The organism is Thioclava sp. NS-SX20, assembly GCF_057380695.1.
Genome location: NZ_CM170816.1, coordinates 1,378,613 through 1,391,752, shown reverse-complemented (window position 1 = coordinate 1,391,752; position 13,140 = coordinate 1,378,613). Strand labels below are relative to the sequence as shown.

The 13,140-nt window shown below is 59.4% G+C and carries 17 protein-coding genes; 15 read left to right on the top strand and 2 right to left on the bottom strand.

Going from position 1 to position 13,140, the window contains the following annotated elements; all coding sequences use genetic code 11:
* Positions 1-132 precede the first annotated feature (132 nt).
* The 10 genes from AC2ISB_RS06880 to AC2ISB_RS06835 all read left to right on the top strand — a co-directional run bounded on the left by AC2ISB_RS06880 (position 133) and on the right by AC2ISB_RS06835 (position 7,861).
* Positions 133-975, top strand: coding sequence for a fumarylacetoacetate hydrolase family protein (locus AC2ISB_RS06880; RefSeq protein ID WP_486576718.1), 843 nt, complete (start codon positions 133-135; stop codon positions 973-975).
* 93 nt (positions 976-1,068) lie between these two features.
* Complete coding sequence (locus AC2ISB_RS06875; RefSeq protein ID WP_339107502.1) at positions 1,069-1,632, top strand: GNAT family N-acetyltransferase; 564 nt, start codon at positions 1,069-1,071, stop codon at positions 1,630-1,632.
* Positions 1,633-1,802: 170 nt separating this feature from the next.
* Positions 1,803-2,735 (top strand): DMT family transporter, encoded by a 933-nt coding sequence (locus tag AC2ISB_RS06870; protein ID WP_406720895.1) that lies wholly within the window; start codon positions 1,803-1,805, stop codon positions 2,733-2,735.
* A gap of 114 nt (positions 2,736-2,849) precedes the next feature.
* The gene (locus AC2ISB_RS06865; RefSeq protein ID WP_486576715.1) at positions 2,850-3,845 is read left to right on the top strand and encodes an LLM class flavin-dependent oxidoreductase; all 996 of its coding nucleotides are present in this window, start codon (positions 2,850-2,852) and stop codon (positions 3,843-3,845) included.
* A 58-nt stretch (positions 3,846-3,903) separates the two neighbouring features.
* Positions 3,904-4,740: a hypothetical protein gene (locus tag AC2ISB_RS06860; protein ID WP_486576713.1), complete on the top strand. Its 837-nt coding sequence runs from the start codon at positions 3,904-3,906 to the stop codon at positions 4,738-4,740.
* Between the two features lie 146 nt (positions 4,741-4,886).
* Positions 4,887-5,243, top strand: a complete 357-nt coding sequence (rpsF, locus tag AC2ISB_RS06855; protein ID WP_339107498.1) for a 30S ribosomal protein S6 — start codon at positions 4,887-4,889, stop codon at positions 5,241-5,243.
* Positions 5,244-5,264: 21 nt separating this feature from the next.
* Positions 5,265-5,489, top strand: a complete 225-nt coding sequence (rpsR, locus tag AC2ISB_RS06850) for a 30S ribosomal protein S18 (protein ID WP_038073027.1) — start codon at positions 5,265-5,267, stop codon at positions 5,487-5,489.
* Positions 5,490-5,502: 13 nt separating this feature from the next.
* Positions 5,503-6,108, top strand: coding sequence for a 50S ribosomal protein L9 (gene rplI, locus AC2ISB_RS06845; RefSeq protein ID WP_486576710.1), 606 nt, complete (start codon positions 5,503-5,505; stop codon positions 6,106-6,108).
* Between the two features lie 233 nt (positions 6,109-6,341).
* Positions 6,342-7,370: a YihY/virulence factor BrkB family protein gene (locus AC2ISB_RS06840; RefSeq protein ID WP_406736433.1), complete on the top strand. Its 1,029-nt coding sequence runs from the start codon at positions 6,342-6,344 to the stop codon at positions 7,368-7,370.
* Positions 7,371-7,531: 161 nt separating this feature from the next.
* Positions 7,532-7,861: a hypothetical protein gene (locus AC2ISB_RS06835; RefSeq protein ID WP_406720890.1), complete on the top strand. Its 330-nt coding sequence runs from the start codon at positions 7,532-7,534 to the stop codon at positions 7,859-7,861.
* Here the strand turns inward: AC2ISB_RS06835 and AC2ISB_RS06830 are convergent.
* A complete protein-coding gene (locus tag AC2ISB_RS06830; protein ID WP_486576708.1) occupies positions 7,858-8,562 on the bottom strand; it encodes an acetyltransferase domain-containing protein in 705 nt (234 codons plus the stop codon). The genes AC2ISB_RS06835 and AC2ISB_RS06830 overlap by 4 nt on opposite strands.
* A 222-nt stretch (positions 8,563-8,784) precedes the next feature.
* The gene (gene tig, locus AC2ISB_RS06825) at positions 8,785-10,119 is read right to left on the bottom strand and encodes a trigger factor (RefSeq protein ID WP_486576707.1); all 1,335 of its coding nucleotides are present in this window, start codon (positions 10,117-10,119) and stop codon (positions 8,785-8,787) included.
* 1,053 nt (positions 10,120-11,172) lie between these two features.
* Between tig and AC2ISB_RS06820 the strand changes: the two genes are divergently transcribed.
* From AC2ISB_RS06820 to AC2ISB_RS06800, 5 genes are all read left to right on the top strand, one after another.
* Complete coding sequence (locus tag AC2ISB_RS06820) at positions 11,173-11,430, top strand: DUF4123 domain-containing protein (protein ID WP_486576706.1); 258 nt, start codon at positions 11,173-11,175, stop codon at positions 11,428-11,430.
* Positions 11,431-11,829: 399 nt separating this feature from the next.
* The gene (locus AC2ISB_RS06815; RefSeq protein WP_486576705.1) at positions 11,830-12,159 is read left to right on the top strand and encodes a hypothetical protein; all 330 of its coding nucleotides are present in this window, start codon (positions 11,830-11,832) and stop codon (positions 12,157-12,159) included.
* The gene (locus tag AC2ISB_RS06810; protein ID WP_486576703.1) at positions 12,140-12,310 is read left to right on the top strand and encodes a hypothetical protein; all 171 of its coding nucleotides are present in this window, start codon (positions 12,140-12,142) and stop codon (positions 12,308-12,310) included. The genes AC2ISB_RS06815 and AC2ISB_RS06810 overlap by 20 nt, the downstream gene beginning before the upstream one ends.
* Before the next feature lie 242 nt (positions 12,311-12,552).
* Positions 12,553-12,810 carry a type II toxin-antitoxin system ParD family antitoxin gene (locus AC2ISB_RS06805; protein WP_486576702.1) on the top strand — a complete coding sequence of 86 codons (258 nt, stop codon included), beginning with the start codon at positions 12,553-12,555 and terminating at the stop codon, positions 12,808-12,810.
* A complete protein-coding gene (locus tag AC2ISB_RS06800; RefSeq protein WP_486576700.1) occupies positions 12,800-13,072 on the top strand; it encodes a type II toxin-antitoxin system RelE/ParE family toxin in 273 nt (90 codons plus the stop codon). Before AC2ISB_RS06805 ends, AC2ISB_RS06800 begins: the two co-directional genes overlap by 11 nt.
* Positions 13,073-13,140 lie beyond the last annotated feature (68 nt).

The window sequence follows — 13,140 nt, the reverse complement described above, 5'->3', positions numbered from 1 at the left end:
GCCTCCGGCCCGAGGAGATTTTGGCAAAACCCCGCGCAGTGACGCGGGGTTTCTTTCGGGAGCGGCTCTTGCCATTTTGCCCCCGCAGGGGTTTCGTAGCCTCAGGCGCTGGCCGCATATGAGGAAAAGACCATGAAGCTGCTACGACACGGGCCCGACGGGCAGGAAAAACCCGGGCTTTTGGATCAGTACGGACAGATCCGCGACCTGAGCGGGGTAATCCCCGATCTGACGCCCGAGCAGCTTGGCGCGGAGGCGCTGGCGCGTCTGGCGGCGCTTGATCCGGCCGCCCTGCCGCTGGTTCCGGCGCAGACCCGTCTGGGTGCGCCGGTCGCGGGCACGCGCAAGGTGCTGGCCATCGGGCTGAATTACGCCGATCATGCTGCCGAAACGGGGGCTGTGGCGCCGAAAGAACCGATGCTGTTTTCGAAAGCCGTCACCTCGATCTGCGGCCCGAATGACGTGACCGAATTGCCGCCGTCCTCGACGCGGCTTGATTGGGAGGTCGAACTGGGCTTCGTGATCGGTACACGCGCCAAGGCAATCGCGGCGGGGACGGGGCTGGCGCATATTGCCGGTTACGTGCTGGCCAATGACTATTCGGAACGCGAATGGCAGAAAGATCGCGCGGGGCAGTTTGTCAAAGGCAAAAGCCATGACAGCTTCTGTCCGCTGGGGCCGTGGCTTGTGACCCGTGACGAGATCGCCGACCCGCAGGACCTGTCGATGCATCTGAGCGTGAACGGTGAGACACGGCAATCCGGCAGCACCGCCACGATGATCCATAAGGTGGTGTTTCTGGTCGAATATCTCAGCCAGTTCGTCACACTGGAACCGGGCGATGTCATCCTGACGGGCACACCTCCGGGGGTCGGGGCCGGTATGAAGCCGCCGCAATTCCTCAGGGCAGGCGATGTGGTGGAGCTGGGCATCGAGGGGCTGGGCCGGCAACGCCACGAGGTTGTGGCCCTTTGACCGCGTGCTGACGCTTGCGGGCGGGCCAGCCCCCGCCCGTTCTGTCAGCCGCAGCAGGGAACGCGCTTGCGAGAAGCGCGAGGGAGGAGAGAGATGCGCGACGCCGATATCCGTTTTCACGAAGCCGCGCCACAGGATGCGCCCGAGATCGCGGCCCTTCACATTGCGGCATGGCATGACACCTATCGCGGTATCCTGCCACAGGATATGCTGGACAGTCTCGATCACGGGCAGCGCACCGATCTGTGGACACGGGTGATTGCGGTCAAGGCCGGACAGGCGGAAGGCGCGGTTGTTCTGGCGCGTCACGGGGCGCGGCTTCTGGGCTTTGTGTCCTATGGCCCCCAACGTGAATCCGATCTGCGCGGCAAGGGCTATGCGGGCGAGATCGAGGCGCTCTATCTCGACCGCTCGGTGCAAGGCCGTGGGCTGGGGAGACGGCTTTTGCAGATGGCGGCCGAGGGCTTGATGCGGGCCAATATTGCCGCCGCCGCCCTATGGGTGCTGGAGGCCAATCAGTCCGCTTGTGGGTTCTATCAGGCGATGGGCGGCGAGATCTGCGGTACGCAGATCGAGATCCGCCCCGAGGCCACCTTGCAGGACCGTGCCTATGGCTGGCTGGATCTGGGCCGGATCCTTGCGGTGACGGCGGCATGAGCGTGCGCCGGAATGGGGCCGACAGGCCCGACCCGATCACGCAGCAGCACCTGTCGCGCGATTATTTTGCTCAGCGGGCTTAGAATGAGCATCTGATATCTTGTTGTTGCGCGGATTTGCTGTTTCTTTGTGCGCTGCAGAACAGGCCAAGATATCAGGTCGGAGGAACCATGTCCCAGCAGCCCCAAACGCAGAAATGGCAGATGATCGCGGTGCTTGCCTTGCCGCCGCTGTTCTGGGCGGGCAATTTCATTGTGGCGCGCGCGGCCCGTGATCTGGTGCCGCCGCTATCGCTGGTCTGGGGGCGCTGGCTGATTGCGCTGATCGTGCTGGCCCCTTTTGCCGCGCGGCATGTCCGGCGTGACTGGCAAAGCTACTGGCGCTATCCGTGGCTGGTGCTGGGCACCAGTGTAACCTCGGTCATTGCCTTCAATACGCTGATCTATTGGGGGCTGCATTACACGCAGGCCACCAATGGCATGTTGCTGAACTCGACCATCCCCGTGCTGGTCATGCTGATCGGGGCGCTGGTCTTCCGGCAACGGCTACGGCTGTGGCAGGCGGCGGGGCTGGCGCTGTCGCTTGTCGGGGTGGCTGTGGTGATCATGGGCGGCGACCCGCAGCGTCTGGCGCAACTGGCCTTCAACAAAGGCGACCTGCTGATTTTCGCGGCGATGGTGGCATGGGCGTTCTATACCCTCTGGCTGACGCGCCTGCCCGCCGAGATCAGCCGCGTCGGGCTTCTTGCGGTGCAGATCGTGATCGGGCTTGTCGTGCTGACGCCGTTCTGGCTTTGGGATCTGTCGCTGGGCCATCAGCCGGTTCTGGTGCCGCAAGCGGCCTTTGCCGTGCTGTTTGTGGGGATCGTGCCCTCGCTCGGGGCGTTCTTGCTGTATATGCAGGCTGTCAAGCTGGCCGGATCGGGGCGGGCCTCACAGGCGATCCACCTGATCCCGCTTTACGGGGTGATCCTTTCAACGCTGTTTCTGGGCGAGAGCCTGCATCTTTACCATCTGGCGGGATTTGCGCTGATCCTTGGCGGTATTCTGCTGGCCGCCCGCAGTCCCAAACCGGCACAGCCGATGGTGCAGGGGGCGAAATAGGCGCGACAGGTGTTTTGTGCGAAATTGCGCAGAACTCGTGATCTCTCCGCAGTCCGGGTGGTTTTCGCGCGGGGCCTGCCTGCACAGATTAAAGAACACTGTAGGAGATAGCCGATGATCCCTTATTCCGTTCTTGATCTGTCGCCCATCGCACAGGGGCAGACGGCTCCGGATGCGCTGCGCCATTCGGGCGAGCTGGCCGCCCATGCCGAGCGCCTGGGCTATACGCGCTACTGGCTGGCCGAACATCACAATTCGCGCGGCATCGCCTCGGCGGCTACGGCGCTGGTGATCGGCCATGTGGCGTCGAAGACCTCGACCATCCGCGTGGGCTCTGGCGGGATCATGCTGCCCAACCATGCGCCGCTGATGGTGGCCGAAGCCTTCGGCACGCTGCATGCGCTTTATGGCGACCGGATCGATCTGGGGGTGGGGCGCGCGCCCGGCACCGACCCGCGCACCATGCAGGCGCTGCGGCGCGGGCTGGAGGCGGATCGCTTCCCCGAAGATGTGGTCGAGCTGATCGGCTTTCTGGGGCCGGTGCAGGAGGGCCAGCCGGTGATGGCGGTGCCGGGGGCGGGGTCCAATATTCCGGTCTGGATTCTGGGCTCATCTCTTTATGGGGCGCAGCTGGCCGCCCATCTGGGGCTGCCCTATGCCTTTGCCAGCCATTTCGCCCCCGATGCTTTGGATCAGGCGGTACAGATCTACCGCGACCGCTTCCAGCCCGGTCTGACGGAAAAGCCGCATTTCATGCTGGCGCTGAACCTCTTTGCCGCCGAGACCGACGCAGAGGCGCATCTGATGCGCTCGTCGATGATGCAGGGCTTTGTGAACCTGCGCCGAGGCCAGACCGGCCCGCTGCCCGCGCCCGTGGCCGATCTGTCGAGCGTGGCCACAGAGCCCGAGCTGCGCCAGGCCTCGCACCAGCTGTCGATGTCGGCAGTCGGCAGCCCCGAGACGGTCGAGCGCCAGCTTGCCGCCTATATCGCGCGCTACCGCCCAGATGAGGTCATCCTCAACGGCCAGATCTTCGACCACAACGCGCGGATGAAGAGCTTCGAGATCGGCGCGAAGGCCATGCAGAACTTGGCGAAGGTGGCGGCTTAGGAGCGTCGACTTCCGTGGAGCGGCGTGATAAGTGCGGCTATTGTTGCCGGAGATTTCCATGACCGAACGTTTGTCGATTAAAGCCTATGATCTCATACGCGACCCAAAGGTCACACCACGCCTGCAAGGGACAGATGGCTGGATTTGTGGCCAGCCTCCAGGCATCAAGCCGCAAGAATGGCCCTTGGATCCGAATTGCGGTTTTCCGCTGCAGCACGGTTTCACATTGGAGTTGCCCGAGGATTACCTCATCCATGGGCCTGATATCGTGGCTTTCAGCTTCTTCGGGCTGGCCCCTGATTTTAACGAGGGGGTTGCTTTCGGGGATGAGTATCTTCGCGGAGTTATGCAATCCCCTGAGCCACCGCAGGACCAAAGCAGCGATCTTATGGCGCTCTGGTCTCATGCGCAGGTATCTCATCCAAGACTGCACCGCTTTCAGGACGAATTATTTGGAGAATATGCTGTTATCCTGCTGACAGAAGAGGAATATCGCGGCCCGCTATGCGAGGTTCCGCGTTTGGCATATAGTCCGATCTTTGCAGAGCATCCGAAGGCGGATTTTCTGGATAAAAACTGCCATCTGCCCGTAGCCGTGCGGCGTCTCGAACGTCAGTCAGACCCCAATGCCGGGGTCAAGCCCAAAGAATTTCTTGGTGAGCATGATATTTACGAGTCACGTTTTCAGAAAGTCGGCGGAAAATATATCGCAAAGCCCTGGCTCAGTGCCCTAGCGGCTGATCATTTCGGCGGTACGATGCAACAGGTTCAGGGAGTGCCCGATGTCAGCCCCTATTATATAGGCTTCGAGGAATATTTCGGGAATTTCAACTTTGGTGGCGGAAACGCGCAGCTATGCCTGAAGAACTTTGTCTTCGACTGGGCCTGCGGGTAAACGTTGGGATTAAACCTTGCCAAACACCCTCCCATCGCGTATAGCGCGCGGACTTCCGCAGTTCAATCGAACCGGCGTAGCCTCTCGTGGCAGGATGCGGAAAGTGGTGCCTGCCTATGAAGCCGCCTTATGAAACAGGAGAAGCCATGCCCCTTTACGAGCATGTCCTCATCGCGCGTCAGGATCTGTCCAACGCGCAGGCCGAAGGCCTTGTCGAACATTTCTCCACGGTCCTGTCGGACAACGGCGGCAAAGTCGTCGAATCCGAATACTGGGGCGTGAAGACCATGGCCTACAAGATCAACAAAAACCGCAAAGGCCACTATGCCTTCCTGAAAACGGATGCCCCCTCGGCTGCCGTTCAGGAAATGGAGCGCCTGTGCCGTCTGCATGACGACGTCATGCGCGTGCTGACCATCAAGGTTGACGCGCACGAAGAAGGCCCGTCGGTTCAGATGCAAAAACGTGATGACCGCGAAGGCGGCCGTCGTGAGCGTCGTTGATAGAGTAGGGGACTGAAAACCATGGCAAAACCGTTTTTCCGTCGTCGTAAAGTGTGCCCGTTCTCCGGCGAGAACGCACCGAAGATCGACTACAAAGACACCCGCCTCCTGCAGCGCTACATCTCTGAGCGCGGCAAGATCGTTCCGGCACGCATCACCGCAGTGTCGGCCAAGAAGCAGCGTGAACTGGCCCGTGCAATCAAACGCGCCCGCTTCCTCGCTCTGCTGCCCTACGCTGTGAAGTAAGGAGAACATCACTATGGAAGTTATCCTTCTCGAGCGCGTCGCAAAGCTGGGCCAGATGGGTGACGTTGTCACCGTGAAGCCGGGCTACGGCCGCAACTACCTTCTGCCGCAAGGCAAGGCTCTCCGCGCCTCGGCCGCCAATATCCAGGCGTTCGAAGCCCAGAAAGCGCAACTGGAAGCCCGTAACCTCGAGACCAAGAAAGAGGCAGCCGCCCTTTCCGAAAAACTCGACGGTCAGCAGTTTGTCGTGATTCGTTCGGCTTCGGACGGCGGCAACCTCTACGGTTCGGTCACCACCCGCGATATCGCGGCTGTGGCAACCGAAGAAGGCTTCACTGTTGACCGCAAGCAAGTCGTCATCCGCCTGCCGATCAAGGTTCTTGGTCTGCACGAAGTGGAAGTCCACCTGCACCCGGAAGTTTCGGTTGTGATCTCGATCAACGTTGCACGTTCGGTGGAAGAAGCAGAACTGCAAGCTTCGGGTAAATCGATCCAAGAGCTGGCTGCTGAAGAAGAAGCCGCTGCAGAATTCGAAATCTCGAACCTGTTCGACGATATCGGTTCGGCTGGTCGTGACGACGAAGACGAAGCTCCTGCCGCAGAGGCAGAAGAGAAGTAAGTTCTCTTTTTGCGACGTTTTGAAACCGCGCCTTTCGGGGCGCGGTTTTTTTATTTCCGGCAAGAGCTTATCGGAAATGGAACCATAGCCTGCCTGATCCGTTTGAAGGCAAAGACAGAAAGTGCCCCATGCCCGCAACGCCCTCCAGACGGACCCTCGCACGGCTTTTTGTCGCAGGGCTTGCGCTCTGGCAGGCCTTTGCTAAGGTCGCCCCCCCGAAGGAGACAGCCGCCATGTCCGACAGATCCAAGCCGCAACCGGGGCGTCGTGCCTCTGACCCGCCCGAGGATGCGGCAGCCTATGGTGATCCGGCGGATCGCAGTTGGGGACGGCAGGCAGCGGGCCCGTTCCAGATGGGGCTGAAAGCGTGGTGGTGCGTGCTCTTGCGGACCAAAGGACAGATCACCGAAGACCGCGTGATGGCGGTGGCCGCCGGCGTGACGTTCTATTCCATCCTCGCGCTTTTTCCGGCCTTGACCGCGCTGGTTTCGATTTTCGGCTTTTTCGCGGACCGTGGCGAGGTTCTGTCGATGCTTGACGAGGTGTCGCGCTTTGTGCCGCCCGAAGCGTTGACGCTGATCCGTGGCCAGTTGGAGGCGCTGATCGGGGCGGATCAGAGCGCGCTTGGCTGGACATCGATCGTCAGTATCGCGCTGGCGCTCTGGACGGCGAATGGCGGGATGAAGGCGCTGATCGAGGCGCTGAATGTCGCCTATAACGAACGTGAAAACCGCAACTTTTTCTGGATGAATATCGTCGGGCTGGGCATGACGCTCGGCGCGATCGTCTTTCTTTGTGTGCTGATCCTTGCAGCGGCTGTCTTGCCGGTGGCGCTGGCCTTCCTGCCGCAGATTCCCGGCTGGGGGTTTGTGGTGCTGGTGGCGCGCTGGCCCCTGATGGCGGGCGTTCTGGTACTGGCCCTGTCCATGCTCTATCGCATTGCCCCCAACCGCCGCGCGCCGCGTCTGGTCTGGGTCTTGCCGGGGGCCTTGGCCGGATCGGTGCTGCTGTTGCTCTCGAGCTGGGGGTTTTCCTTCTATACCTCGAATTTCGGTAATTATTCGGCCACTTATGGCTCTATCGGCGCGGTGGTCGTGCTGATGATGTGGATCTGGATCGCGACCATTGCCGTGATGCTGGGGGCCGAGCTGAATTCAGAGGCCGAACGCCAGACCGCGCGGGATAGCACCGTGGGCCCCCGCCAGCCATTGGGGCAGCGCGAGGCCGATGTGGCGGATAGCGTGGCGGATATCTCCTCCTGAGAGGAAATATCATTTTGGGCGCGGTGATCATTCTATTGGCCGATAAGCGGCCAAGTTTTGCCCCAGTTTTCGCGCACCCTGTGCAGGATCGGCGGTAGACCTGCCGTATCGGCACGGGCCTGCTGTATCGGCACGGGTCTGTCGAGGCAGGGGAGACTACTGTGGCTTGGCTACGCTTTCTGACAGCGGTCATCGTGCCGACGGTGGCTTTGACGCTGGGGCTTCTGGCGGTCTACCAGCAAGGGGCAGCGGCCATTGGCCCGCGTGAACCGGAAGGGCGGTTGGCGGCCTCGCCGCGGCCTGTCGCGCATCCACGGCGGCTGGCTGCGAGGCCGGACGTTTCCGCGCCTGTTCTCTTTGGGCCTGCTGCCCGTGGAGATAGTCCCGTTCTTCTGCCCACGCGCATGACGCCTGTCCCGACGCAGGCCAGACCGGCCTATTTGCGGGTCGAAGGGGGCACATGGACGCGCAGCCAGCGCTTGCGGCGCTAGCGCATCGCGGCCACAAGCCACAGGCTGCCGAAGATCACCGGTTGGTGGATCAGATAGACGGCAAGGCTGTGCCGCCCCAGAAAGCCAAGCCGTCGCAAGCCCCTGCTATGGGGCAGATCGCGTCGCAACAGGCCTAACCCGTCTGCCAGCTTCGCACCGCCCAGCCCCAGCAGCACCATGCCCAGCCAAGGAAAGACCGGGACGAAATCCATCGCCGCCCCCCAGCGTGTTGACAGGCCGATCCACCAGAGCCACGGGGCATTCATCTGTGGCATCGCGAAGAGATACGGCATGAACAGCGCCAGTCCTCCCAGCAGAAGTGTCACAAGCGCGGGCAGTCTGAGGCAGGCCAGCGCCAGCAGCGAACAGATGGCGATGGAATGCAGGATGCCGAAATAGACATAGAAGCCCGGCATGGCGAGATAGGTCACCCCAGATACCGCTATTGCCCCTGCAACAATCGCGGCCTCGCGCCGCCAGAACCCGCGCCAGCCTATGCTGCGCCCATGTGCCAGCCAGAGGCTGACCCCCACCAGAAGCAGGAAACTGCCTGCAATGGCGCGCGCATAATCGGGCCACCAGAGCGGAAGGTCCGGATGGAAGCCGAGCGCCTCCAGATCATAGCCCAGATGGAAACTGGCCATAGCGATCAGCGACAGGCTGCGGAGAAGGTCGGGCCAGATCAGGCGGGAAGAGGACATGCTACCTCGGAAATTGGGTCTGGCTGGAAGATCAGCCGCGCCGCTACGAAGTCAAGGGCGGAGCCGTCACGAAATGGACAGGCGGGCCAGAGGAAGGGCAGAGCACCGCTTTGACGGGCGGACCTGTGATCGGATAGAGAGCGTCGGCCTTACGCATCGGCCAAGAAAAACGGGCAGGTTTTGGACCCGCCCGTTTTCCGAATGATCGAAAGTCTGGAAAGCTTAGAGCTCGTCGAGCGCTTCGATGGCTTTCTGCAGGTCTTCTTTCGACACGTCCTTATCGGTGACTTCGGCTTTCTCGACGATGAAATCGACAACCTTGTCCTCGAAGATCGGCGCGCGCAGCTGTTGTTGCATCTGCGGGTTCTGCTGGATGAACTCGAAGAACTGACGCTCTTGGCCCGGATATTGACGCGCTTGCATCATCACCGCTTGGGTCATTTCGGCATCGGTCACTTCGATTTCTTGCTTGCGGCCGATTTCTGCCAGCAGCAGGCCCAGACGCACGCGACGCTCGGCAAGTTTCTTGTGCTCGTCGGTCGGCTCGATCGCGCCATGATTATGGCCGTGATCTTCGGGGTGCTCTTCGTGATAGAGCTGATGCGCGATCTGGTTGGCTTCCGCATCAACCAGCGTCGGCGGCAGTTCGAAGGACACTTTGCCATCCAGCGCGTCCAGCAGGCCGCGTTTCAGGATCTGACGCGAAGCGCCTTTGTATTCCTGACCCAGACGCTCTTTGATCTGCTCTTTCAGCGCATTGAGGTCTTCGGCACCGAATTTCTTGGCCAGCTCGTCATCGATCTCGGCTTCTTTCGGGCCGCGGACTTCTTTGACGGCGCATTTGAACAGGGCTTCTTTACCTGCCAGATGCTCGGCTTGATAGGCCTCGGGGAAGGTCACTTTGACTTCGACTTCTTCCTCTTCCTTGGCACCGACCAGCTGGTCTTCGAAGCCGGGGATGAAGGAGTTGGAGCCGAGCACCAGCGGATAGTCTTCGCCTTTGCCGCCCTCGAATGCGACATCATCCACGAAGCCTTCGAAATCGATCACGACCTGATCGCCGTCTTTCGCTTTCGAGCCTTTGCGGCGCTTTTCGAAGGATTGTGCATTTTTGGCCAGACCTTCAAGGGCTTCGGTCACGGCTTCGTCAGCGGGGGTCACGACGAGGCGCTCGAGTTTGATGTCCGATGCGTCGAATTCCGGAATTTCCGGCAGCGCTTCATAGGAAACGGTAACAACAACGTCGTCGCCTTCTTTCCAGTTCTCGCCGTCTTTCATCTCGACTTTCGGCTGCATCGCCGGACGGTCACCCGATTTCTCGAAATGCTTGTTCATTGCGCCGTCGATGGCTTCCTGCATGGTTTCGCCCATGAGGCGCGCACCGAATTGCTTTTTCAACATCGGCATCGGAACCTTGCCCTTGCGGAAGCCCTTCAGCTCGATCTCGGGCTGCGCTTCCTTGAGCTTGGTCGTGACTTTCTCTTCGAGCTCGGCGCCGGTGATGGTGATTTCGTAGCCGCGGCTGAGGCCTTCGTTGAGGGTCTCGGTGACCTGCATGTGGATTTCCTTCTTTGATGAATGCCGCGAGTCAATGCGCGGCAGGCAAGCTCAATTTCACGCGCCGTTCTATGGGGCGGCACACGTGGAAGCAAGGTGAAACTCTGTGTTTACAGGGCAGGAATGTCATAAAAGAGCGCGTTCTGGCCGTTGCTGGCCGTTGCCGGGCGGAGATTGCGGCAGAAGGCTTGGCGGGAAGGTCCCGGCAACACCCTGTCAGGGCGCGTCGTGCCGCAGGGGTGGCGCGCCAGTGCGGCGTGGCAAATGGCCGAAATGGGGCCGCCCGATTCCAAGATCCACGCCTGGACAGGGCATAAAACGCGCTCGATGGCCCGGAAATATCGGGCGCAGGCAAACCAGAAACGGGCCTCACAATACGCGCAAGAGCGACGGGAACAGAACAAGACCAGAACCTGAATGCGCCAACTTGTGGCGAAGCGCTAATCAGAGGAAAGGTTGAAAATGTCGGAAAGCACAACAATTTCAAAGTAGTGCGGGTGGAGGGACTTGCCCCCCCACGCCGTTAGGCACCAGAATCTAAATCTGACGAGTTACGAGCAAAAACAGTAGAGATAGTTCAGGAGTTTGGCAGAACGGATCGGAAACGGAAGGTGAAAATGCTAACGCATTTTCTCGGAAAATGTCGCCCTAGAAGGCGATGGTCGGGTTACGATATGCTGCGGCATGTTCCTGCTTTGATCGCCTTGCGATCCTGCATGCCTGATTATTTAATAATTTGATCATGCTGAAAGATATTTCCCCAAATACAGACCAGTCCCCGCATCACGCATCGCTACTCCGTCACATTTTGATTGGTCTGGAGATGCATTCCGATGCCAAGAAAACCGTGGTTGTCGCGCTGGTGCCGAGTGAGATGATCTGCGCCAAGATCTGTGAGCGGACATTCGCCTTAAACTTGGACGAACTGATAGTATACGCTACTTGAGCAAGCTTATAATAAACTATAAGGCGACGTGATCTCTTTTTTGAATTCTTCCCCTAGTGGAGATTAGAATTGTCAGTTGAATTTGGCTTTGATAGCGACCCCACAGTGTGAAAGTTATTGAGGTAAAGACGTTTGAAAATATACGTCCACTCGACGATCAGTTCGGGAAGTGGCCCCTGGAGGTCGCTCCACCTGTGCTGACAGGGTTGCTCTTCTCTGAAAATGCAAGTGTCGAAAAAGTATACGCTCTCGTTGACGCAGCCAAAATCCCGAACTTCCAGCAAGTTTTGGAGCGGCATGACCAAGAGAGCCGTTGCCTGTTCAAGGGAGAGGCACTGGAGAAATTAGGAGAGGTCGGTCCCTGACTGGTCGAATTGAAATCTACGGATCGTCTAAGCCGCGCATTATTCAAGCGGGGCAGCGGGATTAATGCGCTGTGGGATAAAGGTGCGGCAATCTTTATTCGATCAAAATCCGAAATTGATGATCTCTGGTCGCATTTCAGGAAGTTTGTGCGGTATCGTTAGGCTGACGGGCGATGGACCTATTTTCGTTTTTGGGATGCGGCCTATCTATACCAATATGCCGTAAGCCATCACGAAGACGCTGCGCCGTATCTGGCACATTTGCTTGGTGTCGGAATTGTTTGTATTCCAAACCCTTCGAAGGGCACCCTTCTCGTTGTAAAAAACTCCGCACCGGAGGCGCCGATCAGCTTGCCTCAGCGGAGCAGCGCGGGTCATTGGCCCTTCTTTCATGAAGATATGGCGCGGATCCGCTTGGAGAAGTTTGTCGACGAGATCGAGACGACGCTGCTTTCAGAGATACCTGAAGTTGCGAGTTTGCCAGCAGATCGGAGGCCCAGAGGGGTGCGGCGAATGGTCGGCTCTGCGGTTCAGCTCGGTCTCTGCTGCAAGCAGTCGGTCGAACGCTATTGCGTTGCGACATTGATCCTAGGAAAAGCCCCCGAGCTTTTTCCGGAGTTGATGGATCTGCTCAGTGGGCCGCGTCATGAACTGGACAAATCACGGGACTTGCTGGCCCGTTCTATGAAAATCAAAAGGGAAGAGCATTATGGCCACCACGCTGTGTAACGATACCTATGATGACGTGAGCGACGCTGCAGGTGAGGCGTGGGACGATGCCGGAGAATGGGTGGACAAGAAAAGCGCCGACATTGCGGCGGGTTGGGCCGAGGCAAAGCGGCAGGCTGCCGAACAATTCCCAAATGGTGTCTTTCCATGATGTTGGTTGAAGCGTTGTGCAACGTAAGAGCTGTTTTCCGGCCCGATAGTCCGGTCTGGAACAGGCAAGGGCGGTGCAGGTTCTGGTGCGCGCTTCGACGGTTTCTCTTGGGCGGGATACCAATATTGGAAAATGATAAAATGATAATATGTGTGTTCTCCCTTCCGCGAAGGCACGGGACCGCATCTTGCATCGAGTACCATTATTTGGTACATCCTGACGCAAGGATGAAGGAGGCACCCATGGCACGGAACACGTCCGTTTCGCTCGGCGATCACTTCGCCAGCTTCATTGATGCTCAGGTTCAGGGAGGGCGATATGGCTCGGCCAGCGATGTGGTTCGCGCCGGGCTTCGCCTTTTGGAAGAGCACGAGGTGAAGGTGAAAAGTCTGGAAGCCGCCCTGATTGCCGGCGAGCAGTCCGGCGAGCCGCGCCCCTTCGATCAGGAGGCCTTTCTGAGCCGGATGCACGCCAAGCACGCTGCACGGCATGACATCTAAGACCTATCGCCTTTCACCGCTGGCAGAAGCCGATCTCGAAGACATCTGGTTTTACACGCTGGAGCGATGGTCGCTCAATCAGGCCGACAAGTATGTTCGTGACCTCGTCTCCACATTTGACGCCCTCGCGGCAAGTCAGGTGCAGGGTCGAAACGCGACGGTGCGGGAAGGCTACCTGAAACGCGCCTGCGGGTCACAGGTGATCTACTTTCGCGACCGGGGAGACTGGCTGGAAATTGTCCGCATCTTGCATGGCGCCTAGGACGTGGAACGTCACCTTTGACCGTTCTGGGCCGGAGAAAAGTGCGCCGTTACAATATGATAATATGT

What these genes read in the sequence shown, in the direction of transcription:
- AC2ISB_RS06880 (WP_486576718.1), top strand. Translation starts at nt 133, where the DNA reads ATGAAGCTGCTACGACACGGGCCCGACGGGCAGGAAAAACCCGGGCTT.
- AC2ISB_RS06875 (WP_339107502.1), top strand. Translation starts at nt 1,069, where the DNA reads ATGCGCGACGCCGATATCCGTTTTCACGAAGCCGCGCCACAGGATGCG.
- AC2ISB_RS06870 (WP_406720895.1), top strand. Translation starts at nt 1,803, where the DNA reads ATGTCCCAGCAGCCCCAAACGCAGAAATGGCAGATGATCGCGGTGCTT.
- AC2ISB_RS06865 (WP_486576715.1), top strand. Translation starts at nt 2,850, where the DNA reads ATGATCCCTTATTCCGTTCTTGATCTGTCGCCCATCGCACAGGGGCAG.
- AC2ISB_RS06860 (WP_486576713.1), top strand. Translation starts at nt 3,904, where the DNA reads ATGACCGAACGTTTGTCGATTAAAGCCTATGATCTCATACGCGACCCA.
- rpsF (WP_339107498.1), top strand. Translation starts at nt 4,887, where the DNA reads ATGCCCCTTTACGAGCATGTCCTCATCGCGCGTCAGGATCTGTCCAAC.
- rpsR (WP_038073027.1), top strand. Translation starts at nt 5,265, where the DNA reads ATGGCAAAACCGTTTTTCCGTCGTCGTAAAGTGTGCCCGTTCTCCGGC.
- rplI (WP_486576710.1), top strand. Translation starts at nt 5,503, where the DNA reads ATGGAAGTTATCCTTCTCGAGCGCGTCGCAAAGCTGGGCCAGATGGGT.
- AC2ISB_RS06840 (WP_406736433.1), top strand. Translation starts at nt 6,342, where the DNA reads ATGTCCGACAGATCCAAGCCGCAACCGGGGCGTCGTGCCTCTGACCCG.
- AC2ISB_RS06830 (WP_486576708.1), bottom strand. Translation starts at nt 8,562, where the DNA reads ATGTCCTCTTCCCGCCTGATCTGGCCCGACCTTCTCCGCAGCCTGTCG.
- tig (WP_486576707.1), bottom strand. Translation starts at nt 10,119, where the DNA reads ATGCAGGTCACCGAGACCCTCAACGAAGGCCTCAGCCGCGGCTACGAA.
- AC2ISB_RS06815 (WP_486576705.1), top strand. Translation starts at nt 11,830, where the DNA reads ATGGCGCGGATCCGCTTGGAGAAGTTTGTCGACGAGATCGAGACGACG.
- AC2ISB_RS06810 (WP_486576703.1), top strand. Translation starts at nt 12,140, where the DNA reads ATGGCCACCACGCTGTGTAACGATACCTATGATGACGTGAGCGACGCT.
- AC2ISB_RS06805 (WP_486576702.1), top strand. Translation starts at nt 12,553, where the DNA reads ATGGCACGGAACACGTCCGTTTCGCTCGGCGATCACTTCGCCAGCTTC.
- AC2ISB_RS06800 (WP_486576700.1), top strand. Translation starts at nt 12,800, where the DNA reads ATGACATCTAAGACCTATCGCCTTTCACCGCTGGCAGAAGCCGATCTC.